General features: G+C 37.2%; 30 protein-coding genes and 1 tRNA gene. 14 read left to right on the top strand and 17 right to left on the bottom strand.

What is annotated here, in order from left to right; all coding sequences use genetic code 11:
* The first annotated feature begins 16 nt into the window (after positions 1-16).
* Positions 17-1,429 carry a hypothetical protein gene (locus ABS768_RS03255; protein ID WP_408073553.1) on the top strand — a complete coding sequence of 471 codons (1,413 nt, stop codon included), beginning with the start codon at positions 17-19 and terminating at the stop codon, positions 1,427-1,429.
* 62 nt (positions 1,430-1,491) lie between these two features.
* Here the strand turns inward: ABS768_RS03255 and lptB are convergent, their stop codons facing one another.
* The 4 genes from lptB to ABS768_RS03235 are packed head-to-tail and all read right to left on the bottom strand — an operon-like array spanning position 1,492 to position 4,458.
* Positions 1,492-2,277: an LPS export ABC transporter ATP-binding protein gene (gene lptB, locus ABS768_RS03250; RefSeq protein ID WP_408073552.1), complete on the bottom strand. Its 786-nt coding sequence runs from the start codon at positions 2,275-2,277 to the stop codon at positions 1,492-1,494.
* 21 nt (positions 2,278-2,298) lie between these two features.
* Entirely contained in the window at positions 2,299-2,655 is a 357-nt protein-coding gene (locus tag ABS768_RS03245) for a carboxymuconolactone decarboxylase family protein (protein ID WP_408073551.1), read from the bottom strand.
* 2 nt (positions 2,656-2,657) lie between these two features.
* Positions 2,658-3,488, bottom strand: a complete 831-nt coding sequence (gene tatC / locus ABS768_RS03240; protein WP_408073550.1) for a twin-arginine translocase subunit TatC — start codon at positions 3,486-3,488, stop codon at positions 2,658-2,660.
* Between the two features lie 4 nt (positions 3,489-3,492).
* Complete coding sequence (locus tag ABS768_RS03235; RefSeq protein ID WP_408073549.1) at positions 3,493-4,458, bottom strand: KpsF/GutQ family sugar-phosphate isomerase; 966 nt, start codon at positions 4,456-4,458, stop codon at positions 3,493-3,495.
* 88 nt (positions 4,459-4,546) lie between these two features.
* Between ABS768_RS03235 and recQ the strand changes: the two genes are divergently transcribed.
* Positions 4,547-6,745: a DNA helicase RecQ gene (recQ, locus tag ABS768_RS03230; RefSeq protein WP_408073548.1), complete on the top strand. Its 2,199-nt coding sequence runs from the start codon at positions 4,547-4,549 to the stop codon at positions 6,743-6,745.
* A 102-nt stretch (positions 6,746-6,847) separates the two neighbouring features.
* Here the strand turns inward: recQ and ABS768_RS03225 are convergent, their stop codons facing one another.
* Positions 6,848-7,084 carry a hypothetical protein gene (locus ABS768_RS03225; protein ID WP_035129972.1) on the bottom strand — a complete coding sequence of 79 codons (237 nt, stop codon included), beginning with the start codon at positions 7,082-7,084 and terminating at the stop codon, positions 6,848-6,850.
* Between the two features lie 125 nt (positions 7,085-7,209).
* On the opposite strand from ABS768_RS03225, the gene ABS768_RS03220 reads away from it, so the two are divergent.
* Positions 7,210-7,683, top strand: coding sequence for an SMI1/KNR4 family protein (locus ABS768_RS03220; protein ID WP_408073547.1), 474 nt, complete (start codon positions 7,210-7,212; stop codon positions 7,681-7,683).
* A gap of 66 nt (positions 7,684-7,749) precedes the next feature.
* Positions 7,750-8,820, top strand: a complete 1,071-nt coding sequence (locus tag ABS768_RS03215; RefSeq protein WP_408073546.1) for a DUF2891 domain-containing protein — start codon at positions 7,750-7,752, stop codon at positions 8,818-8,820.
* Here the strand turns inward: ABS768_RS03215 and ABS768_RS03210 are convergent.
* On the bottom strand, positions 8,799-9,224 hold the full coding sequence (locus ABS768_RS03210; RefSeq protein WP_408073545.1) for a hypothetical protein: 426 nt from the start codon (positions 9,222-9,224) through the stop codon (positions 8,799-8,801). The two genes, ABS768_RS03215 and ABS768_RS03210, sit on opposite strands and share 22 nt — an antisense overlap.
* A gap of 116 nt (positions 9,225-9,340) precedes the next feature.
* Here ABS768_RS03210 and ABS768_RS03205 point away from each other — a divergent pair, with 116 nt between their 5' ends.
* Complete coding sequence (locus tag ABS768_RS03205) at positions 9,341-10,897, top strand: NAD(P)/FAD-dependent oxidoreductase (protein WP_408073544.1); 1,557 nt, start codon at positions 9,341-9,343, stop codon at positions 10,895-10,897.
* A gap of 63 nt (positions 10,898-10,960) precedes the next feature.
* Here ABS768_RS03205 and ABS768_RS03200 read toward each other — a convergent pair whose 3' ends face one another.
* Entirely contained in the window at positions 10,961-11,632 is a 672-nt protein-coding gene (locus ABS768_RS03200) for a hypothetical protein (RefSeq protein WP_408073543.1), read from the bottom strand.
* A gap of 100 nt (positions 11,633-11,732) precedes the next feature.
* Between ABS768_RS03200 and ABS768_RS03195 the strand changes: the two genes are divergently transcribed.
* Positions 11,733-13,367 carry a serine hydrolase domain-containing protein gene (locus tag ABS768_RS03195; RefSeq protein WP_408073542.1) on the top strand — a complete coding sequence of 545 codons (1,635 nt, stop codon included), beginning with the start codon at positions 11,733-11,735 and terminating at the stop codon, positions 13,365-13,367.
* A gap of 120 nt (positions 13,368-13,487) precedes the next feature.
* Positions 13,488-15,134 carry a serine hydrolase domain-containing protein gene (locus tag ABS768_RS03190; protein ID WP_408073541.1) on the top strand — a complete coding sequence of 549 codons (1,647 nt, stop codon included), beginning with the start codon at positions 13,488-13,490 and terminating at the stop codon, positions 15,132-15,134.
* Here the strand turns inward: ABS768_RS03190 and ABS768_RS03185 are convergent.
* Positions 15,124-15,516, bottom strand: coding sequence for a DUF1398 domain-containing protein (locus tag ABS768_RS03185; RefSeq protein ID WP_408073540.1), 393 nt, complete (start codon positions 15,514-15,516; stop codon positions 15,124-15,126). The two genes, ABS768_RS03190 and ABS768_RS03185, sit on opposite strands and share 11 nt — an antisense overlap.
* A gap of 140 nt (positions 15,517-15,656) precedes the next feature.
* Between ABS768_RS03185 and idi the strand changes: the two genes are divergently transcribed.
* From idi to ABS768_RS03160, 5 genes are all read left to right on the top strand, one after another.
* Complete coding sequence (idi, locus tag ABS768_RS03180; protein WP_408073539.1) at positions 15,657-16,190, top strand: isopentenyl-diphosphate Delta-isomerase; 534 nt, start codon at positions 15,657-15,659, stop codon at positions 16,188-16,190.
* A complete protein-coding gene (locus ABS768_RS03175; protein WP_408073537.1) occupies positions 16,190-16,600 on the top strand; it encodes a 6-pyruvoyl trahydropterin synthase family protein in 411 nt (136 codons plus the stop codon). The genes idi and ABS768_RS03175 overlap by 1 nt, the downstream gene beginning before the upstream one ends.
* 29 nt (positions 16,601-16,629) lie before the next feature.
* Positions 16,630-17,592: a type I phosphomannose isomerase catalytic subunit gene (locus tag ABS768_RS03170; RefSeq protein WP_408073536.1), complete on the top strand. Its 963-nt coding sequence runs from the start codon at positions 16,630-16,632 to the stop codon at positions 17,590-17,592.
* 55 nt (positions 17,593-17,647) lie between these two features.
* Complete coding sequence (locus ABS768_RS03165) at positions 17,648-17,914, top strand: hypothetical protein (RefSeq protein WP_408073535.1); 267 nt, start codon at positions 17,648-17,650, stop codon at positions 17,912-17,914.
* Positions 17,915-17,993: 79 nt separating this feature from the next.
* Positions 17,994-18,067 (top strand) — tRNA-Thr (locus ABS768_RS03160).
* A 265-nt stretch (positions 18,068-18,332) separates the two neighbouring features.
* Here the strand turns inward: ABS768_RS03160 and ABS768_RS03155 are convergent.
* The 8 genes from ABS768_RS03155 to ABS768_RS03120 all read right to left on the bottom strand — a co-directional run bounded on the left by ABS768_RS03155 (position 18,333) and on the right by ABS768_RS03120 (position 23,869).
* Entirely contained in the window at positions 18,333-19,055 is a 723-nt protein-coding gene (locus ABS768_RS03155; protein ID WP_408073534.1) for a DUF4369 domain-containing protein, read from the bottom strand.
* Between the two features lie 104 nt (positions 19,056-19,159).
* Positions 19,160-19,507 (bottom strand): hypothetical protein, encoded by a 348-nt coding sequence (locus ABS768_RS03150; protein WP_408073533.1) that lies wholly within the window; start codon positions 19,505-19,507, stop codon positions 19,160-19,162.
* 207 nt (positions 19,508-19,714) lie between these two features.
* Complete coding sequence (locus tag ABS768_RS03145) at positions 19,715-21,094, bottom strand: alpha/beta hydrolase family protein (RefSeq protein WP_408073532.1); 1,380 nt, start codon at positions 21,092-21,094, stop codon at positions 19,715-19,717.
* A 6-nt stretch (positions 21,095-21,100) separates the two neighbouring features.
* On the bottom strand, positions 21,101-21,688 hold the full coding sequence (locus ABS768_RS03140; RefSeq protein ID WP_408073531.1) for a hypothetical protein: 588 nt from the start codon (positions 21,686-21,688) through the stop codon (positions 21,101-21,103).
* A gap of 4 nt (positions 21,689-21,692) precedes the next feature.
* Complete coding sequence (locus ABS768_RS03135) at positions 21,693-21,968, bottom strand: DUF2089 family protein (protein ID WP_408073530.1); 276 nt, start codon at positions 21,966-21,968, stop codon at positions 21,693-21,695.
* A 139-nt stretch (positions 21,969-22,107) separates the two neighbouring features.
* A complete protein-coding gene (locus tag ABS768_RS03130) occupies positions 22,108-22,386 on the bottom strand; it encodes a DUF2805 domain-containing protein (protein ID WP_408073529.1) in 279 nt (92 codons plus the stop codon).
* Between the two features lie 201 nt (positions 22,387-22,587).
* The gene (locus ABS768_RS03125) at positions 22,588-22,941 is read right to left on the bottom strand and encodes a DoxX family protein (RefSeq protein WP_408073528.1); all 354 of its coding nucleotides are present in this window, start codon (positions 22,939-22,941) and stop codon (positions 22,588-22,590) included.
* Positions 22,942-22,975: 34 nt separating this feature from the next.
* The gene (locus ABS768_RS03120) at positions 22,976-23,869 is read right to left on the bottom strand and encodes an EamA family transporter (RefSeq protein WP_408073527.1); all 894 of its coding nucleotides are present in this window, start codon (positions 23,867-23,869) and stop codon (positions 22,976-22,978) included.
* 123 nt (positions 23,870-23,992) lie between these two features.
* Here ABS768_RS03120 and ABS768_RS03115 point away from each other — a divergent pair, with 123 nt between their 5' ends.
* The gene (locus ABS768_RS03115) at positions 23,993-24,598 is read left to right on the top strand and encodes a murein L,D-transpeptidase catalytic domain-containing protein (protein WP_408073526.1); all 606 of its coding nucleotides are present in this window, start codon (positions 23,993-23,995) and stop codon (positions 24,596-24,598) included.
* Between the two features lie 43 nt (positions 24,599-24,641).
* On the opposite strand, the gene ABS768_RS03110 is transcribed toward ABS768_RS03115, so the two are convergent.
* Complete coding sequence (locus tag ABS768_RS03110) at positions 24,642-25,049, bottom strand: DUF2721 domain-containing protein (RefSeq protein WP_408073525.1); 408 nt, start codon at positions 25,047-25,049, stop codon at positions 24,642-24,644.
* A gap of 127 nt (positions 25,050-25,176) precedes the next feature.
* Between ABS768_RS03110 and ABS768_RS03105 the strand changes: the two genes are divergently transcribed.
* A complete protein-coding gene (locus tag ABS768_RS03105) occupies positions 25,177-26,400 on the top strand; it encodes a DUF6051 family protein (RefSeq protein WP_408073523.1) in 1,224 nt (407 codons plus the stop codon).
* The last annotated feature ends 28 nt before the right edge of the window (positions 26,401-26,428 follow it).

Raw genomic sequence — 26,428 nt, 5'->3', positions numbered from 1 at the left:
AACAAACCACAGAAAAATGAAAACTACACTTATTTGCCTGCTGACACTCTTAGTTAGCTTAAAAGGCATATCTCAGGATTCCAAATTAACAGTAGCAATTTTAGGTGATCAAACGATTGCTGAAGTAAATATTAATACCGATGAGTTCATGACAGGTATTAAAGCGTTAATGGATATGGTTGAAGAGGAAGGAAAAGCCTTGCCTGAATCATATAGCCTTGCTGTTATGGTTACATTACATAAAGATGCTGATACTGGTTTTGAGGTGTATTCCAAGCCTATGCTTGATCCTGATAAAGTTAGTGCTATGCTTAAAAAGTTCAGGATGGTAAAAATGGGAAGAGCTAAGTTTATTGACTTTCCTGTAGTGATAGGTTTTGATGTGGGTAAGAATTTTGAAGAAATAGAAATTGTATCTCCTCACGATAAAATAGTAAAGGAGTATGAGGAAGCTAATTTGGCCCAGAAAGTTTTACTTAATAAACAGTGGGCCGCCGAACATTTGCCTATTTTAATTGCTTTTGAAAACGGGGTGGAAGATAAGTTTAAGGGAGTGAAAGATTTTGGGGTGCAGTTATCAAAGCTTGACTTTTCCAAAAAGCAAGATATAAAAAAACTTACCGATAATAATCATAATTACTGGAGGGCTACAATGGAAATGAGTTCAGGGAATTTGCTAATCCCTCTTACTAAAATCCTTATGCTAATGAGTCAGGGGGAATTTGATTATGCTTATAAGTTTGCCGAGATTTTGCCTATGTTTTCGGAAAATGGTACTGCAGCGACAGGGTATCTTCGGGAAATAAACTGGAGGCTAGGAATTTTTAATACTCAATTGGAGCAGGAAATAGGGAAGGGCATTGCTCTTCATGACAATGGTGATTATGAAGAGGCTATTTCAGTTTATAAAGCTATTTTAAATCAGTACCCTAATTCTGCCTGGACAATGTATGAGGTTTACTTTTCGGGTAATGCAAAAGATATTCAAGAGGGGAAAGTAGAACTGGAAGACAGAGCAGAATGGGATAAGGCTAAGATTGCTGTGTATGGTGCTAATCCGTTGTATAATATGGATATAAGGGCTAATACCGGTAATGAGGCTTATTTATTGTATAGGAGATTTGAGATGTCGACCCTTTTTAAAAATAAGGATGAGCGTTTAAAGGATGTTTTTGAGTATGCTGATATTGCAATGGATTTAGGGGTGTATGATTTTGCTGCTCAGCTTTTTTGGTTAACGGCTAATTATGATAAAGATGCTTCAGAGAAATCGTTAATGAGGTATATGTATTGTTTGGAAAAGTTAGGAGTTAAGGATTTAAAAGATAATTTTAATTATGACTTTGAAAAAGTTTTCAAGGCTATTGAAAAAGAGAAAGAAGATGAGATGAAAAACAGTCAGGCTTATCAGCAAATGAAAAAATCATAATTTTAGTGTAAAAAAGAAAGCCCGAATCAAAAATTCGGGCTTTCTTTTTTATTTAACTTATATTAAAAACTTTCTTCATCAGGTACTGTGGACGGAGTTGTTTGTTGCTGGAAGTCCAGTTTTTTCTTTCTTAGCTCAAAGTTTTGACCTAAGTATACTTTACGTACCATTTCGTCGCTGGCAAGATCTTCAGGTACCCCTGCCTTAAGTATGTCTCCCTGGAACATAAGGTACGTTTTGTCTGTAATGGCAAGGGTTTCCTGTACGTTATGGTCGGTAATAAGTATACCTATGTTTTTGTTTTTTAACTGTGCTACAATACGCTGAATGTCCTCAACTGCTACGGGGTCAACACCTGCAAAAGGCTCATCCAGAAGGATAAACTTAGGGTCGGTTGCCAGTGCACGGGCAATTTCTGTACGGCGTCGTTCACCGCCCGATAAAAGGTCACCGCGGTTAGTACGTATATGTTGCAGTGAGAATTCGTCTATAAGAGCTTCCATTTTGGCCTCCTGTTCTTTTTTTGACAGGTTGGTAAGCTGTAGTACACTTAGTATATTGTCTTCAATGCTAAGCTTTCTGAAAACCGAAGCTTCCTGGGCAAGATAACCAATACCGTTTTGAGCACGCTTGTACATAGGGTAATCGGTAATATCCATGTTGTCCAGGTATATTTTTCCGCTGTTAGGTTTTACAAGCCCAACAATCATGTAGAATGATGTAGTTTTTCCGGCACCGTTTGGTCCCAGTAACCCTACAATTTCTCCTTGGTTTACCTCAACCGAAATCCCTTTTACAACACTTCGGCCTTTATATGTTTTGACTAGGTTGTCAGCTCTTAAGATCATCTCTTAAATTTCTTTTTTATATTATTGACCCTGACCTTTTTCTTCCAGTGCTTCCCAAAATTCGTAAGCTCTTCTAAGGTGGGGTACTACTATTGTTCCGCCTACCAGAGTGGCTATGCTAAGGGCTTCCATTACCTCTTCTTTCTTAAGCCCTTCTTTGTGGCAGGTTTCCAGGTGGTATTTTACACAGTCGTCACAGCGTAATACTGCAGATGCCACAAGGCCCAGTAATTCTTTTGTTTTAACATCAAGAGCGCCTTCCATATAGGCGTTTGTGTCAAGGTTAAAGATACGTTTTATTATTTTATTGTTATCGGCCAGAAGTTTGTCGTTCATTTTCTGGCGGTAGTCGTTAAATTCCTGTACTATATCGCTCATCTCTAATTAGCTTTAGTTATCTCACTTTTCTTTCCTATTCTTACAGCAATAAATATACTTAGTTCATATAGTATTGCCAGTGGTACGGTAACTATAACCTGACTTACTACATCCGGTGGGGTTACTACTGCTGCGACAATAAGCATAATCACGTAGGCATATTTTCTGTATTTCCTCAAAAACTCAGCCGAAACCAGTCCTACTTTAGCAAGGAAGTATATGATTATAGGTAGCTCAAAAATCAGACCACATGAAATAACAGTGGTTTTGATAAGGCTTAGGTAAGAATCCAGGTCAATGTCGTTTTTGACAATTTCACTAATTCTGTAATTGCCTAAAAAGTTAATTGATAGCGGTACGATAAGGAAATATCCGAAAAAAACACCAAGGAAAAACAGTATTGAGGCAGAGAATATAAATGCCATAGCATATTTACGCTCCCTGTCATAAAGTGCCGGACGTATAAACTTCCAGAACTCCCATAAAATTATAGGGAATGCTAAAATAAAACCTGCTGTTATTGAAGTCCAGATATCGGTAGAGAACTGACCGTCCATGCGTCTACTCTGAATTTCAAAAGGTAGTTCGGTGATACAGAAACTTTTGTCTAAGTCGTATTTATTTGCCAAATCGCAAAAAAACTGATAGGTGAGAAAGTCACCGCTTGCGGGGGCAAATATGATATTGTCAAAAATGAATTTACTAAAGATAAAAGCTATAACACCGCAAATTAATATTGCTAATGTACTTCTTATCAGTAACCATCTCAGTTCTTCGAGGTGGTCAAGGAAAGACATTTCCCCTGCAGTTGTTTTTTTAGCGTTTTTGGCCATTTATTTATACTATTCCTTCTTTTAAAATATCATGTAAATGCAGTATGCCTTTGTACTCTCCGTTTTCCTCTACTACCAGCTGTGTGATAGCAAAATTTTCCATAGTGTTAAGAGCATCTGCAGCCATTTCTGTTGGCTTTATTGTTTTTGGGTTGTGTGTCATTATATCTTTGGCTACAACTCCTGCAATATTATCCCTGTCGTTAAGCATTCTTCTTATATCTCCATCGGTAATAATGCCTACAACTTTTTTCCCTTCAAGTACTGCTGTAACACCAAGTCTTTTTGCCGATATCTCAAAAATAGCCTGTTTAATGCTGCTTTCAGGAGATACTGCAGGTTTGTGAGTGTCATCCAGCATGTCGCCTACACGTAATAATAATTTTTTGCCCAACGCACCACCGGGATGGTATTTGGCAAAATCCTCACTTTTAAAGTTGTTAAGCTCCATAAGGCATACAGCAAGGGCATCGCCTAAAACGAGCTGTGCTGTAGTACTGTTGGTTGGTGCCAGGTTGTTAGGGCAGGCTTCACTTTCTACATACGCATGAAGTACATAATCGGATTCTTTTCCTAAAAACGAATTTTTATTGGCAGTCATGCCAATAAGTTTGTTGCCGTAACGTTTTAATAACGGAGCGAGTACTTTGATTTCAGGACTGTTGCCGCTTTTTGAAATACAAATAATCACATCTCCTGGTTGTACCATACCTAAGTCGCCATGAATAGCTTCGGCTGCATGCAGGAAAAGGGATGGGGTTCCGGTAGAGTTAAGCGTTGCAACAATTTTGCTGGCTATAATGGCGCTTTTGCCAATTCCGGTAACAACCAGCCTGCCTTTGCTCTGGTGTATTATTTCGGTGGCCTTCGCAAAATCCTCATCAAGGTAGTTTACAAGGTTAGCAATGCTCTCGCTTTCAGTAAGTATAGTTTTTCTGGCTGAATCCAGTATTGCCTGTGTATTTATCAAGATTGTGAAATGTTTAAAAAGTTGCGCGTATTAAAGATTTTTGTATCTTTATGTTCTGCAAATTTATGTAAATTACTATTAATAAATAATGAAATCGACCGAAATTGACTTACACAAAGAGTTAAAAAAATATTTTGGTTTTAACAAATTTAAAGGTCTCCAGGAAGGTGTTGTAAAAAGTATCATAACGGGACAAAATACATTTGTTATAATGCCAACAGGTGGCGGAAAATCACTGTGTTATCAGTTACCTGCTTTGGTGCTCGATGGAACGGCGATTGTAGTTTCCCCGCTAATCGCGCTGATGAAAAACCAGGTTGATGCCATAAGGAGTCTTTCGTCAGAACAGGGAATAGCACACGTTTTAAATTCTTCCCTTACAAAAACAGAAGTTAATCAGGTAAAAAGTGATATCACTAACGGTATTACCAAGCTTTTGTATGTAGCGCCCGAATCGCTTACTAAGGAAGAATATGTTACTTTTTTAAGAGGGGTTAAGCTGTCTTTTGTCGCGATAGATGAAGCGCACTGTATCTCGGAATGGGGGCATGACTTCAGGCCTGAATACCGTAATTTAAGAAGTATCATAAAACAGTTGGGAGATGTGCCTGTAATAGGACTTACCGCAACTGCAACACCTAAAGTTCAGGAAGATATACTGAAAAACCTTGACATGTCTGACGCTAATGTATTTAAAGCATCATTCAACAGGCCTAATCTTTATTATGAAGTAAGACCAAAAGCTAAGACAGTTGAGTCTGACATTATTAGGTTTATAAGGCAGCACAAAGGGAAATCAGGGGTTATTTATTGCCTGAGCCGTAAAAAGGTTGAGGAAATAGCGCAGGTATTACAGGTAAACGGTATTAGTGCCGTGCCATACCATGCCGGACTGGATGCTAAAACACGTGCCAAGCATCAGGACATGTTCCTTATGGAAGATGTTGATGTGGTGGTGGCAACTATTGCATTTGGTATGGGTATCGATAAGCCGGACGTTCGTTTTGTAATTCACCATGATATACCAAAGTCGCTTGAAAGCTATTATCAGGAAACGGGTAGGGCAGGTCGTGACGGAGGTGAAGGGCATTGTTTGGCTTACTATTCGTACAAGGATATAGAAAAGCTGGAGAAATTCATGTCGGGCAAACCAGTAGCAGAGCAGGAAATAGGTTTTGCACTGTTGCAGGAAGTAGTAGCTTATGCCGAGACTTCAATGTCAAGACGAAAATTCCTTCTTCATTATTTTGGTGAGGAATTTGATGATGTGAATGGTGAAGGTGCTGATATGGACGATAATGTTCGTAATCCTAAAAAGAAATCAGAGGCTAAAGATCAGGTGGTAATCTTACTGGAAACGGTTAAGAATACCAAACAGATGTATAAGTCTAAAGAAATAATATTTACACTTACAGGGAAGGTTAATGCGCTTATAAAAGCCCATAAAACCGATTCTCAGGCTTTCTTTGGGAAGGGTAAAGAATATGATGATAAGCACTGGATGGCGCTTATAAGGCAGGTGCTGGTAGAAGATTATCTGTCTAAAGATATTGAGACATATGGTGTGCTTAAGCTTACCCCTAAAGGAGAGGAGTTTATTGCTAACCCTGTGTCGTTCATGATGACGGAAGATCATGACTACGGTAACGATAGTGATGACGCTATAGTGACAGCAGCAAAATCGGGTGGAGGTACTACCGATGAGGCTTTGGTAAATATGCTTAAAGATCTTCGTAAAAAAGTAGCCAAAAAACTGGGTGTTCCGCCGTTTGTGGTATTCCAGGATCCTTCGCTGGAAGATATGGCTTTAAAGTATCCTGTTAGTGTTGCCGAACTGAGTAATGTACACGGTGTAGGTGAAGGTAAGGCTAAAAAATACGGTAAGGAATTTGCCGACCTTATTGCCCGCTATGTTGAGGATAATGATATTGTAAGGCCGGATGATCTTGTAGTGAAATCTACAGGGGCTAACTCTGCACTTAAGTTGTATATTATCCAGAATGTGGACAGGAAACTTCCGTTAAGTGATATCGCCAGTGCTAAAGGCTTGGATATGGATGCTCTGCTTAAAGAAATGGAGCAGATTGTATATTCGGGGACTAAACTTAATATCAAGTATTGGATTGATGAAATACTTGATGAAGATCAGCAGGAAGAAATCCATGAATATTATATGGAATCAGAATCTGATAATATTAAGGACGCACTTAAGGAGTTTGACGGTGATTATGATACCGAAGAGTTAAGGCTTATGCGTATTAAGTTTATAAGTGAAGTTGCTAATTAAATTAGCAATACATAAAATGATAAAAAGAAAAACCCTGAGAGATCTCAGGGTTTTTCTTTTATATGATATTTAATGTTTTTAGTCTGAATTACTGACCGCTAATTACTCTTCATAGAGTTCGCCTCGATGGGGTTTGAGTGCATCGCGCACCTGTATCATGTGTTCATCGGTAACTACCATATAAGCTATGGCATGCATATCGCTTATTGCTTTAAAACCTGTAATGTTTAATGGTAGTTTTTCTATGGCTATATATTCCTTAAGGTGTATTTCATGGTGTTCGGCGGTTTTTGCTCCTGCCGGTCCTTTAAAATCCCATATCAGTTTTATTTTTCTCATGTATAATTGTTGCAGTTAGGGGCGGTAAAGTTACAAAGTTTAGTTAATCTGTAAGGTTTTTAAAAGTGATGTAGGTTTTATTTATTCAAACTTTTATATTTATCAGTTGACAAACCTCCGTATTTATGAAAATTGAATATTTAAAAGAGTTAGAGCTGAATCCGTGTGATTATATATATTCCCATTTTGTGAATGAGCCTATTTCATTAACTGAAATTGAAAACCTTGAGCGGTTGTATAATAATGGAAAGCCTTTTCCAAAAGCCTTAAAAGAGCTGCTTTTTCTGGCTGGGACATATTGTTATATTCTTGATTATGGCATTTTTAATTCACAACAAGAGATGCAGGATTTTGTTAGAGAATTACTTGATGAGGATAATCTTTCAATAGAAAGGCCTTTTTTTGTAATAGATGTGTATAATGCTGGCGATCAGTTTTTATATGTTTATCTTGATGAAGGGAACAATCCTGCGGTATATGAAGGATTTCATTATTTTGAAATTAATTTTAATGGATATTCGCATTTGACTTCTAGTAGTTTGCAAAAATTCATAGAGTCTCAAATAGGAGCGGTAAAACAGGGTGGAAATGCTTTTTAATCTGTTCGCTTTCCTTTTTATTACTAATCATAATTTAATACTTAGTAAACCTAACTAATAAAAAAAATGAAACACTATTTACTTACAGCTTTATTTATAACCTCATTTTCTTTTGCACAGGAACTAACTTTAGAAAGGGCTAACGGACTTGCCGGACTACCGTTAAAATGTATGCAACAGGAGTTTCCCAATAAAATGGGACAGCTTATTGCCGATGCTTCCGAGCTGGGGACGCCCCAACAACTGCATCCTGCCTTTTATGGCTGTTTTGACTGGCATTCTTCGGTACACGGGCATTGGAGTTTGGTATATCTGCTTAGTAAGTTTCCTGATATTAACAGGAAAGAAGAGATTATAAGTAAGCTACAGGTAAATTTGAGCAAGGCTAATATTGAGCAGGAAGTAGCCTATATGAGCAAAAAACATGAAAAGGCTTTTGAGCGCACGTATGGCTGGGCATGGCTTTTAAAACTTCAGTTGGAGTTAGAAAGATCTCCTGTTGATGAGGTGGAAGAACTTGCTGTTAATGTAAAGCCGCTGGCCGACTTGATTGTTGCCCGATACATAGAATTCCTGCCTAAGCTTAACTATCCGGTTAGGGTAGGTACACATACAAACACTGCTTTCGGGATGTCACTGGCATGGGATTATGCCGTGTATTCTGGTAATACCGAACTTCAGCGTGTGATTAAGGAAAATGCATTACGACTGTTTAAAGATGATGCCGACTGCCCTTTTGACTGGGAACCAAGCGGTACTGATTTCTTGTCACCATGTATGGAAGAAATGGCAATAATGCAACGTGTAATGCCCGAAAAAGACTTTTTAAAATGGCTCAAAGGTTTTGCAAAGCAATTGTTTGATAAAAACTACAATTGGGAGCCGGGTGAGGTATCCGACCGGAATGATGGCCACCTTGTACACCTTGACGGACTTAACTTTAGCCGCGCCTGGAATATGTACAGGCTGGTAAGTCAGTACCCAAAACAGTTTGGTCATTTGATTCCGTTAGCCAATCATCATTTTAATTATTCGTTACCGGCTATTGTAGATGGTAATTATGAAGGCGAACACTGGCTGGCTTCATTTGCGCTTCATGCTTTTGAAGAGAAATCTTATTTATCTCTTAAAATGTAATATTGCTTTCTCATTGTTCCATAAAAATCTTTAGGAGTTAAACTAATATTTTTTTTGAGTTCTCTTTTCTGCTTGTTTGATAGAGTGTCCCAAATGTTTCCTGATTTAAGTTTGGTTATAATCCAATCGTTATCCGGGTATATTAGTTTTTTGTTTTTTATTATAAATATTTCTGTTCCTTTATATCTTGATTTAGGGTTTTTTATAGTATCAAAAACAAGAACTAAAGTGTCTTGTTTGACACTCCATGTTCCTACAGAGTTATCATTCATCATGTCTCCTCTGAAATTTTTAACAAATGTACTGTCTTCTTTTAATTCGATAGACTGGCTGAACATTCCATATGCAGGAAAATTAGTTGAGTATATTCCGGTATGGAATTTTTTTGAGCATGAAGTTATCATAATCAATGTGAAAAAAAAGATTAACGATAGATTTAACTTTTTTCGCATGCGATGTGTTTATTAGGGATATGAAATTAAACACCTAAAGTAATAAATTAAATAATTATTTTTGCGGAATGCCAAGAGAACTCCAGATACAGGTAGCCCCAGAGGTTGCCGCACAGCAGCATTTGCTTACAGAGCATGTTGCTAAGCTTATGCAGGTTAGCCCTGACGAGATTAATCATATCGCTATTGTAAAGCGCTCTATTGATGCGCGCCAAAAGGCTGTTAAAATAAATCTTAAGCTTGCAGTATACTGGAAGGAAACGTATACCGAAACTACTATTCCTTTGCCGGACTATAAAGATGTTTCCAATAGTAAGGAAGTGATTGTTGTAGGGGCAGGGCCTGCCGGGTTGTTTGCAGCACTGCAACTTATTGAACTAGGTATTAAGCCTATTGTTATAGAAAGGGGCAAGGATGTACAGGAGCGCAGGCGTGATCTTAAAGCTATTAATCGCGAACATATTGTGGACGAAGATTCCAACTACTGTTTTGGTGAGGGTGGTGCAGGAACCTATTCTGACGGGAAATTGTATACCCGTTCCAAAAAACGTGGAGATGTAGACCGTATCCTGAAACTTTTTGTGGCTTTTGGTGCTGCCGATAATATAATGGTGGAGGCACATCCGCATATTGGTACTAACAAACTGCCTAAGATAATCAAATCCATGCGCGAAAAGATTATTGAGTTTGGCGGTGAGGTGCTTTTTGATACCCGTGTAACCGATATACTGGTGAAAAATAACGAAATAGAAGGTGTGGTTACCCAGAATAATGATGTAATCAATGCCAAAAAAATAATACTGGCAACAGGGCATTCTGCAAGGGATGTATTTGAATTGCTGGACCGTAAAAAAATCTTCATTGAAGCGAAGCCTTTTGCGCTTGGTGTAAGGGCAGAGCACCCGCAAACCTTAATAGACAGCATACAGTACAGTTGCGACTTTAGAGGTGATTACCTGCCGCCGGCACCATATAGTATAGTAAAGCAGGTAAACGGCAGGGGTATGTATTCCTTCTGTATGTGTCCGGGTGGTGTTATTGCACCTTGTGCTACCAGTCCGGGAGAAGTTGTGACTAACGGATGGTCGCCTTCAAAACGGGATCAGGCTACGGCTAACTCGGGTATTGTAGTGGAGCTTAAACTCGAAGATTTTAAACCTTTTGCCAAGTTTGGCGCACTTGCAGGGATGGAATTCCAAAAGAGTATTGAACAAAAAGCCTGGCATTTGGCAGGCGAAACCCAAAGGGTGCCTGCGCAACGCATGATCGATTTTACACAAAGCAAAGTATCTGCCGATATTCCTAAAACGTCTTATGTGCCGGGAACAACTTCGGTTGAACTGGGTCAGGTATTTCCGGTATTCATTACTGAGGTAATGAGGCAGGGTTTTGTGGATTTTGGTAAATCCATGAGGGGATACTTAACTAATGATGCCATACTCCATGCTCCCGAATCAAGAACCTCATCACCGGTGCGTATACCCCGTGATCCTTATACGCTGGAACACTTGCAGATAAAAGGACTTTATCCATGTGGTGAAGGTGCGGGTTATGCCGGAGGAATTATTTCTGCCGCGATAGACGGGGAGAAATGTGCTATAAAATGTGCTGAAGAGTTTAAATAATAATCTGGATATAACATAAAAAAGCAGCCTCAGTAAGGCTGCTTTTTTATGTATGAGAAAATTTTATTTTTTGTGCTTTATCGTGTTTATTGCCTTTTCTTCAATTTCATTTTTCTGTTCTTCATTAAGGTAGGAGTATATTAACGATAAGGCAAAATTGTTTTCTACTGTAACCAGGTAAGTCTGGTAAACAGGTACTCCTTCAATATCTACCGTCATATTCATTTGGTAAAAGTCAATGCCGTTTATTGTTCTTTTCTCAAACTCTTTATCTATTTCTGTTATTGCTAAAGCACTTCCCATAATTAGCTTTTGGGCGTGATTAAGGTATTGTTTGCCTGTCTTTATTGCAGTGGCATTTTTAATATTTTCTGCTACCAGCATAAAATTGGCATTATAGTCCATAACATCATCTTCCTCATCATATTTAAAAACAACAAGTAGTGAAGCTGTGTTTATTTCAGAAGCTTTAATACGGGCTTCGGTATTTTCATTTCCTCCGGCAACAATCTTTCTGCCTTCATTTGTTAGCTCTTTTATTTCTTCCTTGTTTTGCGGATGCCAATTTTTAGGGACATTCATTTCAAGATTAAAAAATGTGTTGCTGTATTTTTCATTTCTTATCCTTCCGTAATCAAAGCCTTTTTCTTCATCAATTGGTTTTACAGAAGAGTTGTTGCATCCGGTAAGTAATGCAAAAGTGGCAAGTAACAGTAGCTTTAAGGCTTGTTTCATAAATATGGTTTTAAGGGCGTAAAAATAATTAAATTACAGTAATTCGCTACAGTTGTATATAGCGAAAAGTTTGTTTGCTATATTAGCGAAAAAATAATCTATGAAAAAAATATCAGCCTTACTCCTGATGTTACTGCCTCTTATTGCTTTTTCACAAAACAATTTTAAAGCAATCGATTCTGTTTTATCTGTTTATGATCAGGGTATTGTGCCTGGTGTTTCTGTTAGTATTGCAAAAAACGGCAAAGTGATTTATAGTAGAAATGTAGGTTATGCAGATATTGAAGCCAGTAAAAAAATAGACGACAAAACACTGTTTTGTATGGCATCTGTATCAAAACAGATTACTGCTGCCTGTATTGTTTTGCTGGAACAGCAGGGCAAGCTCAGCCTTGAGGATAAATTATCTAAATATTTTCCTGATTTCCCTGAGTATGCTAATACTGTTAGCATTGTTCATCTTTTAAATCATACCAGTGGTATAAAGGATTATATTGTTTTATCTATGTTAAAAGGGGATGATTATATGCTGTATAATGATAAGGACATGTATGATATTCTAAAAAGGCAGAATCTTGATTTTGAGCCTGGAAGTGAATATTCTTATTCCAATTCAGGATATTGGTTTTTGGTGAGAATTATAGAGAAAATATCGGGTAAGTCAATTATTGATTTTGCTCAGGAGAATATTTTTCTCCCTCTTGAAATGAATAATACTAAGTATACCTATGATTCCTATTCTGTAGAAAATATGTCAAAAGGGTATGTTGAAACAGATGAAGGGTATGAGATTGCACCACAAAAGGAGGGTTTGATTTCGGGAGCGGGTATTGTTTCTTCTGTGTATGATATGCAAAAGTGGCTATTTGAGATGCATACTCAAAAAGTTTTTGGTACTGCCTTTTGGGACATAATGTTAAATAAGAAGGTTTTTGAAATAGGTAAGGATGATTTTTATACTAAAGGTCTAGCTATTAATGTTTATTTAGGAGAAAAGCGTATTGAGCATGGAGGAGATGTAGATGGTTTTCATACTCTAACTGAATATTTTCCTGAGCAAGAGCTAACGGTTGTCATATTTAGCAATAATGATCAGGTAAGCATAAATCAAATCAACAAAACCTTATTAAGTATTTTTTTTAAGAGGACATTTTCTTTTGTAGAAGAAGAGGAAAAAAATAAAAAAGTTAACGGAGTAAAACTTACTGAAGCTGAATTAAAAAAATATATCGGAGGTTATGTTTTTTCGCCTTACTCATTTAATGTAAGTATTAAAGAGGGAGAGCTCTTTTTAGTACAGGAATGGAATGGAGTTGGTTATTCGGTTCTGGCTTTAGGTGAAGATAAATTTGCTGATAATGATAATAAAGGTGTTTTATTTACCTTTTCTGATATTAAAAATGATAGTGCAGGTTTACTGGTGTTAAATCAAAATGGTAAAAAATATGAGTTTGAAAGAAAGCCTGAATTCCAAGATGTTCATGAGTTTGTAGGTAGCTACTATTCAGCAGTTCTTGATGTAACATATAATTTTATATTAGAGGAAGGTGATTTATGGTTTGTGATAGGGTCTGAAGAATCAGTTCCTCTTTTGCATCAGGGTAAAGACAGATATGTCTCTCCTTTTGGGAATCTGATTTTTAAGAGGGATAAAAAGAGTAAACTTACAGGGTTTAGTTTCTCACATGACAGAGCCAGAAATATTGAATTTGTAAAAGTGCCTGCTACAGAATAAGGTGTGATCTGTATGCTGCGTTTATTGTTTTTGCTGTTATTAACGGCTGGAAATATGTTGTTAAAAGTTACGGACTTTTTTGCCTGGCTTTTCTTTGTAATCAAATCTAATCAAACAATTATGAAAAAAATATCAACGATACTCTTGATGTTGTTACCTCTTATTGCTTTTTCACAAAACAATTTTAAAGCAATCGATTCTGTTTTATCTGTTTATGATCAGGGTATTGTGCCTGGTGTTTCTGTTAGTATTGCAAAAAACGGCAAAGTGATTTATAGTAGAAATGTAGGTTATGCAGATATTGAAGCCAGTAAAAAAATAGACGACAAAACACTGTTTTGTATGGCATCTGTATCAAAACAGATTACTGCTGCCTGTATTGTTTTGCTGGAACAGCAGGGCAAGCTCAGTCTTGAGGATAAATTATCTAAGTATTTTCCTGATTTCCCTGAGTATGCTAATACTGTTAGCATTGTTCATCTTTTAAATCACACTAGTGGTATAAAAGACTACTTAGCATTGTCTATGTTGAGGGGGCATAATCATAAAGATTATACGAATGAAATGTTAGAGGAGATGCTTAAAGTACAGGAGCTTGACTTTGAACCGGGAAGTACTTTTTCTTATTCCAATTCAGGATATTGGTTTTTAGTGAGGATTATAGAGAAAGTATCGGGTAAGTCAATTATTGATTTTGCTCAGGATAATATTTTTCGTCCTTTAAAAATGAAAAATACTCAATATAGTTATGATCCGTACTCAGTAAAACATATGTCAAGAGGCTATGTGGAAACAGATGAAGGCTATGAAGTTGAACCCCAAAAAAAACATTTAATTTCGGGAGGGGGTGTTATTTCTTCGGTGCAGGATATGCAAAAGTGGCTGTTTGAAATGTATAGTCAGAAAGTTCTTGGTGCCGAATTTTGGAACCGCATGCTTAATGAGGAGTTTTATGATTTTGGTAATAACAATTTTTGTACGAAAGGATTATTTATAGGTGATTACTATGGTACGAAACGTATTCAGCATGGGGGCGATGTTAAAGGTTTTCATACAGTAATAGAGTGTTTCCCGGAGCAGGGAGTGACTGTTGCAATGTTTAGTAATAACGATAATGTAAATGTTTATGAGTTTAATAAACCTGCATTGAGCAGCTTATTAAATTTGAAATATAAAACAGAGGTTAAGAATGATGTTGTCCAAACAGAAGAGCAACCGATTTTTGATCCCGCTAATGAAACTGATTTAAAGCAATATGAAGGAGATTATGGTTCTGAGTTGGGATTGTTCTTTAATGTAAGTGTTAAAGACAGTGTTCTCTATTTTGTGCAGAAATGGGATGGAGGTAGTTATCCTGTTGTGCAGATAGGAGCTAATAAATTTAAAATAGCCGGAGATCCAATCTTTTTTGAGTTTACTGATATAAATAACGGAACAGCAAATTTATTAAAGATTAATCAGGAAGGAGAAGAGTATGTTTTTAAGAAAGGATTTCAGTTGCCTGATTTTGGTGATTATTTAGGGAAATATTACTCAAAAGTACTCGATGTAAACTATGAGTTCGTTTTGGAAGGTGAACTATTGGCATTTAAGCCGCAAGGGGCTGATGAGGTAAAGATTGTTACTGTAAAGGAAAACGATAAAGCTGATACCTTTTGGGGGGGTATGTCTTTTGTAAGGGATGATAAAGGTAATATTACCGGTTTTTCACTGTCACATGAGAGAGCCAGAAATATAGAATTTGTAAAAGTACCTGCTACGGAATAGGGATTTCCTCTTCATGTAGCTTATGTCCGCCTTTGTCATAGTAAATACAGGTCATGGCTACCATGTCTATTACCCATTTGTCTACACCATCCTGAGCTGCATGTTGGCAAAAAGTCTTATAATCGGTTTCGCCTGCCTGATGGGTATTGAGATGATGGATAAAATCAATGGGGTGGCCTGAATCGGCAACTTCAAGATTGTCGTATTTTGGGTTTGACTGTACTCTGTAATTATCACAACCCCAGTATACGGTGTGACCGTCTTTTACATAGGTGTTGTAACGAATAACGCCTAGTTTTATTAAATCCTGAATGTATTGGGGGAAATCGGCACCACTTTTAACATTAGAGTGCGCTTCTTCAATTTGGTCAATTGTAAACATACTCCTTAAATTTTAATATAAAGATACGTAAAAGATTGATGTATAATTGTGTAACTTGTAATATTAACTAAATAAGTCAAATTACCAACAGGCTTCTTTTCCACTAAGAATTTCTTATTTTTGAAAGCTATTAAAATATCATGACAGAAGAAAAAGTAATACTTGTAAACGAAAAAGACGAACAAATAGGGCTTATGCCAAAAATGGAGGCGCATGAAAAAGCGCTGTTACATCGCGCTTTTTCAGTTTTTATCCTGAATTCAAAAAATGAGATAATGCTGCAACAAAGAGCAGCCGATAAATATCATTCACCATTGCTATGGACAAACACTACCTGTAGTCATCAGCGTGAAGGAGAAAATAATATTCAGGCTGGTAACCGCAGGCTTATGGAAGAGATGGGATTCCAGACAGAACTGAAAGAACTGTTTTCCTTTATCTATAAAGCTCCGTTTGATAACGGTCTTACAGAGCATGAACTTGATCATGTCATGATAGGGTATTATAACAACGAGCCTAATATTAACCCTGAAGAGGCTGAAAGCTGGAAGTGGATGAGTATTGATGCTGTGAAGGAGGATATGAAAAACCATCCGGAGCACTATACAGTGTGGTTCAGGATTATATTTGACGAGTTTTACCATTATCTGGAAGATCATAAATTACCTAACTAATGAGAGTAACTGTTAGCAGAAAAGCACATTTTAATGCCGCACACCGCCTGTACCGCAAAGACTGGAGCGACGAGCAAAATGATGCTGTTTTCGGGAAATGTAATAACCCCAATTTTCATGGGCACAACTACGAGCTTATAGTGAGTGTTACGGGTAATATTGACCCAAAAACCGGATATGTTATAGACATCAAGGTGCTTAAGGATATTATTAATGATGAGGTTGAAGAACCTTTTGATCATAAAAACCTAAATGTTGATGTGCCTGAGTTTAGGGATTTAAATCCTACCGCCGAAAATATAGTGGTAGTGATTTGGAATAAAATAAGAAAGCGTATTGATGCTGCCATGGATATTGAAGTGGTGCTGTATGAAACGCCCAGAAACTTTGTTACTTACCGCGGTAACTAAAGCAACTATATTAATAATAAGACACTCAAATGGAATTATATCCGCTAATTTTTGAACCGATTTTAAAAGACAGGATTTGGGGAGGCACTAAGTTGCAATCTGATCTTGGGAAAAATATACCGACACAAACAACAGGGGAGAGTTGGGAACTTTCATCTGTACCCGGAGATGTAAGCGTAGTTAGTGAAGGTGTATATAAAAACAAACCACTTAGCGAATTGTTAGAGCAGTTTCCGCAGGAAATACTGGGGCAAAAAGTACATGAGCAGTTTGGTACACAGTTTCCGTTACTGTTTAAGTTTCTTGATGCAAAAGATGATCTTTCAATACAGGTACACCCTAACGACGAGTTGGCCAAGCAACGCCATAACTCTTTCGGAAAAACCGAAATGTGGTATGTTATGCAGGCAGACAAAGGAGCCAGGATTATTGTAGGTTTTAAGCATAAGTCAAGCCCAGAAGAATATTTAGAACACTTAAATAACAAAAATCTTATTGAGATACTTAATGAGGTTGAGGTTAAAAAAGGAGATGTGTTTTTCCTTGAAACAGGAACCATACATGCTATAGGTGCCGGAATTGTTATAGCTGAGATACAACAAACATCAGATATTACTTATCGTATTTACGATTGGGATAGGGTAGATGCTCAGGGGAAATCAAGAGAGTTACACGTAGAGCAGGCACTCGACGCGATGAACTACAATACTACCGATACACAAAAGCAATATGCCCAAACAGAAAATAGTGCTAATGTAATGGTGAATTGCCCTTATTTTACAACCAGCTATTTTCCGTTAAACGGAGAGGCTAATATCAATAAAGACGGAAGTAGCTTTACGGTATATATATGTACAGAGGGTGAATATAGCTTTGAAAATGATGGAAAATCATATTCATTTAAAAAAGGAGATACCATACTGGTACCTGCAGCCTTAAAGGGTTTCTCACTTAAAGGGGAGGCTACTTTGTTAGAAATATGTATTTCTTAACAGAGAAGGAGAAAATTAGTTGTAATTTTGCGAACAATTTAAAATTAAAATAAAGATGGCAAGTGTAAGAACTTTAAAAAAAGACATTAATTTCGTTTTAGGAGATATTATCGAGGCAGTTTACATTTGGGAGATGACAACTCAGGGAAAACCAACTCAGGAGTCAGAAGCTATTATAGATGAGGCGATTACTGTTTTTGATAATTTAATTACAAAAATTAACGAGAAAAACGTTGAAAATAAAAAAGATCATTTCAGGAAAATAAATAAAGAACTGGAAGAATCTGCTGGTCAGCTTGTTGCGAAAATCAACGCGCTGTAAGAAAAAATTTCAATAAAAAAGTGCAAATTTTTTTTTGGAAAATTCAAAACCAGTATTATATTTGCACCCGTATTGAGACGCCGGTGTAGCTCAGCTGGCTAGAGCAGCTGATTTGTAATCAGCAGGTCGTGGGTTCGAGTCCCTCCATCGGCTCAATAAAAAAACCGCTTCAGAAATGAAGCGGTTTTTGTTTTTTATAGCTTTTCCGTATTACATGTATTATTTCTCTGTTACCCTCTTTACTATATTTTTTATTTCAGGATAAAAAACGATTTTAAAGGGTGAATTTGGTAAAATTAATATGATTAGTGCTGCTAATGGTGAAAAGTGTTTTTAAACGCTTCTTTTTGCTTTGTAGTTATAAAAAAAACAGCAAGGTGTAAGCCCTGCTGTTTTTTTACTTTAAGTGAAGAGTTTTTTATTCTGCTGTGTCCTCTTTTTTTCTGTTATTAATAAATTCAGTAAGCATTTTTCCGTAATGTGATTTTGCTATCTCAGGTGTCATGCTTTTTTGTATGGTGTCCAGAAGTTTGATATTAGCATCATATACCTCAGAAAGTGCTATGTAAGGTCCTATTGGCTTATCAGCATTATTAAGTGCAAAGTTTATAGTTGCCAGATATCTTGTTTTGGTTATTTTTTCACTAGCCTTTTCAATGCTATCAAGCCGTTGGACATTGCCTGTTTTTGTAGCCTCAAGGTTTTTCTCCATAAGGTCCAGGTTCATATTGGTATAGCGCTTTTTAATTTCCAAAAAGCTTTCATATAGTTTCTGGTTTTCAGAACCTGTAACTTTGGCACGGCTATAAAACCCTTCAATGTCTGAATTTATAGTTATATCGCCCGGTTCGGCAAAAAACGGAAGCTGATTGTCTACAGAATTGGTTTGTCCCCTGTCTAAAATAAGGTATAGCATTTCAGGCTCTTCTATATTTAAATCACTGTTAAATGTTGATTTGCCGTTAATTATAATGCTATCCAAAGTGACAAGGTTAGTGTCTACTATTCTTTTTATATAAAGCTTACCCTGTTTAAAACCTTTAATGTTTCCGGATATATGTAAGTTGGTTCCGGCTTTATGTTCTTCTTTACAGGCAAAAAGTGCAGCTGCTGCAAACAGGGCTAAAATAGTTTTTTTCATAAATCAATACTGCGGTTAAATTTTTCGCAAAGTAATAAAATTTTACCGCTTTATGTAAATAAAAAAAGCAGCCATAAAGCTGCTTTTTGTGTATGATGATTTTATTAATCGTCTAATAACATTTTTACCAGTTTGATATTGCCTGTATGAACCAGTTCTACAAAAAATGAGCTTATACCATACCCCGGGGTTTCTGTTCCGGTAGTACATACTCTTGATGTTTGCTTCTTAGCAACTGGTTTAACGGTTACGGGCTCTTCTGTTTTTACAGCGGAAGGTGTAGTAGCTGCTTTTGTAACCTTAGCATTTTTAGTTTCCTGCTCTGTTTTGGAAAGTACAGTATTACTTTCTGTAGGGTTTGGAGTGGTTTTGTTGTCATTACCATTGTTGCCTGTGTTTGCAAGAGCGGTAAAACTCAGTCCCATAAAAAATATAATAAATAAAGCTTTCATGTTCAGTAAGGTTTTAATTGTTTAAAGGTGCGCAGCTTTTTAAGGTGTTAAATATAATAAATTTTTGTATACCAAAGTGTTAACTGTTGGTTTTTAAGCTTTTTTGAATTGTTTTTTTTATTTAATAATGGTTGTTTTTTTATACAGTTTTAAAATTAGTAGCAGAAAACATGATAATGTTACAGTTAATTTTTACTTTTTTTAAAATTATTTTACCTGTTGTTTTATCCACCCTGAAATTTCACTTAATACTACCGGAGACATGGTTTGCTCTATATTGCCATATTCCTGCGGTAGCCCTGTTGTACATTCCTGAAAAAGGTGATTAAGTCCGTCTAGTTTTTTTATAGTTACTTTTTTGTTTGCAGTGGTAGCCAGTTTAATTCCGTTAAGGTTTTCGTCTGGGGTTACCTGTACATCTTTAGATCCGTTAAGAGCCAGTATTGGGCATTTTGTATTTTTTAGCGCCTGTTCAGGGTTGTATTTTAAAAAGTAAACAAACCACGGACTTAATATGCCTTGTGCTTCAGATGCGGCATATCTGTCAATTTGTTCCTCTGTCGCACCCTGAGCGGCAAGGTCGGCACCCATATCTGCCTTAAATAATGCAGTTACTTTCTCTTTTCTAATTTTAGGATCTCTCTCGTTAATAACTACATCATATATCTTTTTGTTTTGAGCCTTGCTCGATGCCAGTGCCTCTTCACTAAGACCTGATATTTTTCCTAATGCATAATTTTGCAGCACCATAAGTTCAGAGATTTTAATACCTGGCCCTGCAAGAAGCACTACAAAAGCAACATCATTGTTTTTTTCGGTAACCATAGGGGCAATCATACCACCTTCGCTATGTCCTAGTAAGCCAATTTTCTTTTTATTTATTTCCGGTCTTGTTTTCAGGTAATTAAAGGCTGCTTCTACATCGGTAGCAAAGTCAGCACTGGTAGCTTTTTGAAAATCTCCTCCCGATTCTCCAACTCCCCTGTCATCAAAGCGAAGTACTGCTATACCGTTTTTGGTTAGATAGTCTGCCAGTAGTAAAAAGGGTTTATGGTCTGCAATTTCTTCGTTTCTGTCACTGGGGCCACTCCCGCTAATAAGTATTACAGCCGGATAGTTGCCTTTTTTTTCAGGTAGGGTTAATGTACCTGCGAGTGTAATGCCATCTTTTTCATTTTTAAAGGTAATGTCTTCACTATAGTAAGGAAATGGAGCTTTTGGTTCCTGCGGACGGTTTACACCCAGTCCTTTAGACAGATTTAGCGGAAGGCTGGTTCCTGCCTGGCTAAAGGTGCCAGTAATTATTCCGTCTTTTAAATCTCCTTTATATTGAACTCCGGCTGCAGGTACAGAGAAAGCCAATGAATTGTTACTGAAAGTTATATTGCTTAAGGGGATGCCTTTAGCTCCCTGATCGGGGCTGTCCATGGTGCCGTTATATTCTCCGGCTTCATTTTGCGAAATGTTTACAACCATTCTAAGTTGTACACCCTGAAATTCAAGTTTACCATTCCAGGTACCTGTAATATCCTGAGCTATGGCAAATGTTGTTGCCATTAAAATTATAAGTGTAATAAATTTTTTCATAATCAGTTAGTTTAATGCTGTGATAAAAAGTATTGAAAGTACCTCGGCCAATATGATAGCTGTAGCAAATAATACTTTATGTTTTATGGTTTTTAAATTAGTTGCTGTTTTAAATCCGTTATATAATAATGTTACTGTCCATATAAGGGTTATTATACCAAATAAGGCTACTATGGAAATGGTAATAATTTCGGTTGCAGTAAAAGCTATAGGTGCGGGATCCAGCGGATTGATTTTGGCTGTTTTGACTGCGAATTCTTCCAGAGTGTCTGCAGCAAAGTGTGTAAAGGGCATAATGCAGTATATACTTCGTGCTACCAGTACCGTATTTAAAATATCTATAGGCCTTGTTTTCTTGTTAATTAAAAAACCAATGATGTAAAATGTTGAAAAAAGAGAGGCGATATTAATTACGTTATCTGTAATAGCCTGCTTTAGTGTAATATTTTTAACCAGGTGCATATCTAACGCTCCATCAAAGCGGGCATTAAATACATAGCTTAAATAAGTAGAAAGTATTGCAGCAGCCACCCCGAAAATAAGTAACTGGGTTTCGCTATATTTTTCAAACGGATTAAAAAGTATTTTCTTCATGGCATTAATGGGTTTGTTGTAATTGCTTAATTTTTTCGATAAGATCGTCCAGCCTGTTTCTAACGGTTGGATAGCTTATACCCATTTGAGAAGCTATTTCCTTTAGGCTGCCACTTGTAAGGAAAAACTGAAGTATGAAGCTTTGTTCGTCCTGCGAAAGCTGTAAATATACCGGAAGCGGAAAGTTTCCGTTAACGCTGGTACTACACTCAGGGCAGGTTAGCTGCGATACGTTTAGTGACGATTCGCAACTGGGGCATATAACAGGAAGTTTTGCCATAACTTTAAACTATTTTAAATAAATTGTATTACAATATTAATAAAATTAAGTTTAACTTTAATAAAGTTGATGTATAAAATTGTTTTGGTCTAAATTATGGCATAAAAAAACTCCCTGTTTAAAAGGGAGTTTAATAAAATTAAAATTTGTTTTTAAAATAATATTTTGAGTCTAAATCGTCGTCCTCCAAGGCGCTAAAGTTTTGCGACTTTGGTTTTGGTTTCTTCCCGGCTACCTTTTTTTTCCACAATTCAAAATTGTCGGCGGGCAGTCTCTTTTTCATAATTTCAGTTACTTCCTTCTCGGATAAACCAAATTCTTTTTTAATTTCTTCAAACGGCTTTCTTTCTTCCTGAGCCAAAGAAACTATTCTGTCTATAGCTCCTTTTTCAAGTTCCGTACGGTTACTCTTTTTCATCAGATGAAAACATTAATATCAAAAATAAGTTTAAAAGTTTAATCAATATTACTAAAAAAAATAATTGATTTTAAGTTTGAAGGTAATTTTTGTGTTTTTTTAAAAGTAATTAACAGTAAGGGCTTTAGCGTTGTATTATTTAAAAAAAATATTACATAATGGTTAAGTTTTTTTAAAGCTGTGCATTACTGCTTCCTGTTTTTAGATATAGCAGTAAGCCCAATATAGTAGAACAACCTGTAGCGGAAGTCTAATAAGTCTTATCTGTTTTGATAAACCCAATGATGCATTGTCGTTTATATACATATAAACGTTTGCCGGAAAAACAGCAATAAGCAAAGCCATGATCCCGAGCGCAGCATATCCCGATGTTTTTGGTATACATAACAATATGCCTAAAACAACCTCGGCCACACCCGCTATAGCATTGAGTGTTTTTGGAGATGGGAACAATGGCGGAATAATTTTAGTATACATTTTAGGAACCCTGAAATGATTGAGTCCGGCAAAAATGTACAGTACTGCCATGAGGTATAAGTGCCAGGGTAAGTTCATATGGTTTCTTTTATATAAAGATACTTAATTTGAGTTATTTATCCCTTCGGTATTTTATATTCATTATTATAACTGCCAGTATAATTAGTGTAATTCCTGTCCACTGTGTTAGGGTGACCTTTTCCTGCAAAAGGATAAAAGCCATAGTTACCGATACCGGAAGCTCCAGTGATGATACTATACTACCCAAGCCTATGCCTGTAAGCGGAAATCCTTTGTTTAAAAGTAACGGAGGTATAATAGTACCGAAAATGGCAAGGACAAGTCCCCATTTTATAAAGATGTCAAAATTGTAAGTTCCCGGCCATGCTATTACCGTAAAAGTAAGTACTACAACTGCACCTCCGTACAGCATATACAGGCTGCGTTTTGAGGGTGGAAGATGCACCGCTATACGGCTTGAGGTAAACATGTTTGCAGTAAATGCAGCAGCAGCTAAAAGTCCCAGTACTATACCGCGCCAGTCGGGTACTTCAGTTGTATTTAGCAAGTTGGTTGCCATTACGGTTCCGGCAAGTACTATAACAACAGCTATTACCTTGCGTGATGAAGGTAAGGTTTTGGTAAGGAGGGCTTCCAGTACAACGCCCATCCATACGGTTTGCATCAGTAATACTATACCTATGGAAACCGGAATGTATACAACAGCCAAGTAGTAAAATACACTGGTGAACCCCATTGAGGTTCCGGCGATTATAAGGTGAAGTTTATTTTTGTTAGTCGCCTTTACAGCTGGAGTATTATTATTTCTCTTTTGGTAAAAGGTAATAATAAGCATTCCTATAATTCCCAAAATCATTTGTGAGGAGGTAACCTCGGCAGTAGTGTATCCCTGTTTGTAGGATAATTTAACCATGGTGGCGAGCATGCCATAGCTGGTAGCGCCAAGACCCACCAAAAAAACGCCTTTTAATATATTTTTTCCCATTTTTCCAGATAACGGTGCAAAGTTAGTATTTAAGATTTATCATATAGTTAAAAGTATGTTTATGCGTAGTATAATAAATCAACTAAAAATATAGTTATAGGTGATAACCTACATCTTAACTATATGACTGTCAAATTATACTTACTGTTACTGCTATCTGTTTTTAGCTGTTCGGGGAATAAAAAAGAAGAAGCTAAGGAAGCTGAAAAAGACTATACCGCTACACATACCGAAGCTCTTAAATTTTGTAAAGAGAAAGGCTTTTGTGAAGATTACTATTTCTTGGTAGATATGAGTATACATTCGGGCAAGAACCGTTTTTTTGTTTACAGTTTTAAGGATACCATTGTGACCGATAAAAATATTGTAACCCACGGTAGCTGTGATAAGTTTGAAGAGAATCCGTACAAATACCAAACAGTCAAATTCAGTAATACGCCCGATAGTCATTGTTCTTCAAAAGGAAAATATAAAGTGGGTAATCGCGATTACAGTTCGTGGGGTATAAATGTAAAATACTGGTTACACGGACTGGAAGAAACCAACAATAATGCTGTCGAAAGGATAGTAGTACTCCACTCGTGGGATGCGGTACCTAATAGGGAAATCTATCCGCAATATAGTCCGCTTAGTTGGGGGTGCCCTGCGGTGTCTGACAAGTTTATGAAAAAACTGGACGAGAAACTACAAAAAACCTCCAAGCCGGTTTTACTCTGGATTATAGAGTAAAGAGTTGATTTGTTAAGGATAATCAAATAACCAAATCCGTAAACTAACTGTGTTTCTTCGCCTCTTCAATCAAATCGCTTAGGTGAACCCTTAACGCTTTTACCGATATACTGATTTCCCAAAACGATATGGCAAGGGAAGCCAGTAATAACAACAGGCTTAACCCAAAGATGTAAGTGCCCCACAAGTTACTGCCTACAAAAAGCAGTGCCATTGCAAAAACCGAGAAGAATAGGCTTAGTACACCATACATCTGCATGTGGCGGATAAGCGTCAGTCGTTTGTTGAGGTTTTTAATTTCCAGCAGTATACTTTTGGTTTCGTTTTCCTCATAGTTTTTTTTAAGTCCGCGTACAATGGTGGCGATGGTCAAAAACCTGTTGGTGTAGGCAAGTAGTATAAGTGAGGTGGCAGAAAATAATAGCGCCGGAGTTTCCAATGGAAGATTCATAACAAAACACTGATTGAATAGTGATATAAAGATAAGGCTTTTAAAATTTTATTAACATCATTTTTCGTAATTATGCCTTACAATACAATTGTGCCTTATTTCGTTATCTAAGTTAAACCTAACCGCCATGTTGTACCACGATATTTATACACTGCTAAAACAGTCTTTCTCCCAAAAACAGGATAACTCATTTGTGCCCGAACTGGATATTGCCATGTCGCATTATCCGTTTGTATCGGCAGATGCCAAACAGATGCTCCCGGGGAGTGATTCACTGTTTTGCAGTAAGCACAATCATGCCTTTGATGATGTGGAACAGGGTGGTACAGGTGAAAACACTATAGTGGATGTAACCGACCACAAAATAAACGAAAACAACAGTTTTAAATATACCATAGTACGTAAGGCTGGGCAGGAAAGGGCTAACGGTGCCATTATACTGCTGCACGGACTTAACGAAAAGACATGGGACAAGTACCTGCCGTGGGCTTATAAACTTACGCAGGATACGGGCAAGGCGGTAATACTGTTTCCTATTGCTTTCCATATGGATAGGGCTCCTGAGGTATGGAGTGACAGGAAGCTGATGTTTGCCGTTGCTGAGGAGCGTGAGAAACGTTCCCGTGATAATACACAATGCTCGTATGTAAATGCGGCAATCAGTTCGCGTATGGATGCCAACCCGCAGCGTTTGTTTTGGAGCGGTATGCAAACCTACTCGGACATTATCCGTTTAGCAGATGATATAAAAGCCAATAAGGTGCCCGAGATAAACAGTGATGCTTCGATTGACCTGTTTGGGTATTCCATAGGTTCGTTCCTGGCACTTATACTGATGATGGGTAACCCTAAGAATATATTTGATAATTCCCGACTGTTTTGTTTTTGCGGAGGGATGACCATAGACCGTATGTTTCCTGTATCACGATACATTATGGATGCCCATGCGGCAGTAACCATGCAAAAGTCGTTTGCCCAGTTTTTAAGTTCTAACTTCGCTACCGATGGCAGGCTGGGGCATTATCAGGATACTGAACTGCACCCCGAAGAAAGCTGGTTTAAAACTATGGTACGCTACAACCATTTCCAGAAGGAACGCGAAAAAAGATTTAGCGAACTTGCCACACGTATAAAAGCGATAGTATTGGAAAAAGATGAGGTAGCACCACCTGCCGAAGCTTTAAATACACTACAGGGCGGTTACAGGAATATAAAGGTTGAGGTAGATATACAGGATTTTAACCACCCGTATACCCACATGGTGCCTTTCCCGTTAACGCAAAAGTTTAAGGAAGAGATTAATGCCTCGTTTGAGGATACCATGAAAAAGGCCGCTGCTTTTTTGGGGTAGATTTTAAATAAATAAAAAACCTGCAACT

Source organism: Flavobacterium rhizophilum, from assembly GCF_046000485.1.
Lineage (GTDB): Bacteria > Bacteroidota > Bacteroidia > Flavobacteriales > Flavobacteriaceae > Flavobacterium > Flavobacterium rhizophilum.
This window is presented reverse-complemented; position numbering and strand designations above follow the sequence as displayed.

Bases quoted from the DNA above. Each gene is read 5' to 3' on its own strand.
- ABS768_RS03255 (WP_408073553.1), top strand. From the start codon at position 17: ATGAAAACTACACTTATTTGCCTGCTGACACTCTTAGTTAGCTTAAAA.
- lptB (WP_408073552.1), bottom strand. From the start codon at position 2,277: ATGATCTTAAGAGCTGACAACCTAGTCAAAACATATAAAGGCCGAAGT.
- ABS768_RS03245 (WP_408073551.1), bottom strand. From the start codon at position 2,655: ATGAGCGATATAGTACAGGAATTTAACGACTACCGCCAGAAAATGAAC.
- tatC (WP_408073550.1), bottom strand. From the start codon at position 3,488: ATGGCCAAAAACGCTAAAAAAACAACTGCAGGGGAAATGTCTTTCCTT.
- recQ (WP_408073548.1), top strand. From the start codon at position 4,547: ATGAAATCGACCGAAATTGACTTACACAAAGAGTTAAAAAAATATTTT.
- ABS768_RS03225 (WP_035129972.1), bottom strand. From the start codon at position 7,084: ATGAGAAAAATAAAACTGATATGGGATTTTAAAGGACCGGCAGGAGCA.
- ABS768_RS03220 (WP_408073547.1), top strand. From the start codon at position 7,210: ATGAAAATTGAATATTTAAAAGAGTTAGAGCTGAATCCGTGTGATTAT.
- ABS768_RS03215 (WP_408073546.1), top strand. From the start codon at position 7,750: ATGAAACACTATTTACTTACAGCTTTATTTATAACCTCATTTTCTTTT.
- ABS768_RS03210 (WP_408073545.1), bottom strand. From the start codon at position 9,224: ATGATAACTTCATGCTCAAAAAAATTCCATACCGGAATATACTCAACT.
- ABS768_RS03205 (WP_408073544.1), top strand. From the start codon at position 9,341: ATGCCAAGAGAACTCCAGATACAGGTAGCCCCAGAGGTTGCCGCACAG.
- ABS768_RS03200 (WP_408073543.1), bottom strand. From the start codon at position 11,632: ATGAAACAAGCCTTAAAGCTACTGTTACTTGCCACTTTTGCATTACTT.
- ABS768_RS03195 (WP_408073542.1), top strand. From the start codon at position 11,733: ATGAAAAAAATATCAGCCTTACTCCTGATGTTACTGCCTCTTATTGCT.
- ABS768_RS03190 (WP_408073541.1), top strand. From the start codon at position 13,488: ATGAAAAAAATATCAACGATACTCTTGATGTTGTTACCTCTTATTGCT.
- ABS768_RS03185 (WP_408073540.1), bottom strand. From the start codon at position 15,516: ATGTTTACAATTGACCAAATTGAAGAAGCGCACTCTAATGTTAAAAGT.
- idi (WP_408073539.1), top strand. From the start codon at position 15,657: ATGACAGAAGAAAAAGTAATACTTGTAAACGAAAAAGACGAACAAATA.
- ABS768_RS03175 (WP_408073537.1), top strand. From the start codon at position 16,190: ATGAGAGTAACTGTTAGCAGAAAAGCACATTTTAATGCCGCACACCGC.
- ABS768_RS03170 (WP_408073536.1), top strand. From the start codon at position 16,630: ATGGAATTATATCCGCTAATTTTTGAACCGATTTTAAAAGACAGGATT.
- ABS768_RS03165 (WP_408073535.1), top strand. From the start codon at position 17,648: ATGGCAAGTGTAAGAACTTTAAAAAAAGACATTAATTTCGTTTTAGGA.
- ABS768_RS03155 (WP_408073534.1), bottom strand. From the start codon at position 19,055: ATGAAAAAAACTATTTTAGCCCTGTTTGCAGCAGCTGCACTTTTTGCC.
- ABS768_RS03150 (WP_408073533.1), bottom strand. From the start codon at position 19,507: ATGAAAGCTTTATTTATTATATTTTTTATGGGACTGAGTTTTACCGCT.
- ABS768_RS03145 (WP_408073532.1), bottom strand. From the start codon at position 21,094: ATGAAAAAATTTATTACACTTATAATTTTAATGGCAACAACATTTGCC.
- ABS768_RS03140 (WP_408073531.1), bottom strand. From the start codon at position 21,688: ATGAAGAAAATACTTTTTAATCCGTTTGAAAAATATAGCGAAACCCAG.
- ABS768_RS03135 (WP_408073530.1), bottom strand. From the start codon at position 21,968: ATGGCAAAACTTCCTGTTATATGCCCCAGTTGCGAATCGTCACTAAAC.
- ABS768_RS03130 (WP_408073529.1), bottom strand. From the start codon at position 22,386: ATGAAAAAGAGTAACCGTACGGAACTTGAAAAAGGAGCTATAGACAGA.
- ABS768_RS03125 (WP_408073528.1), bottom strand. From the start codon at position 22,941: ATGAACTTACCCTGGCACTTATACCTCATGGCAGTACTGTACATTTTT.
- ABS768_RS03120 (WP_408073527.1), bottom strand. From the start codon at position 23,869: ATGGGAAAAAATATATTAAAAGGCGTTTTTTTGGTGGGTCTTGGCGCT.
- ABS768_RS03115 (WP_408073526.1), top strand. From the start codon at position 23,993: ATGACTGTCAAATTATACTTACTGTTACTGCTATCTGTTTTTAGCTGT.
- ABS768_RS03110 (WP_408073525.1), bottom strand. From the start codon at position 25,049: ATGAATCTTCCATTGGAAACTCCGGCGCTATTATTTTCTGCCACCTCA.
- ABS768_RS03105 (WP_408073523.1), top strand. From the start codon at position 25,177: ATGTTGTACCACGATATTTATACACTGCTAAAACAGTCTTTCTCCCAA.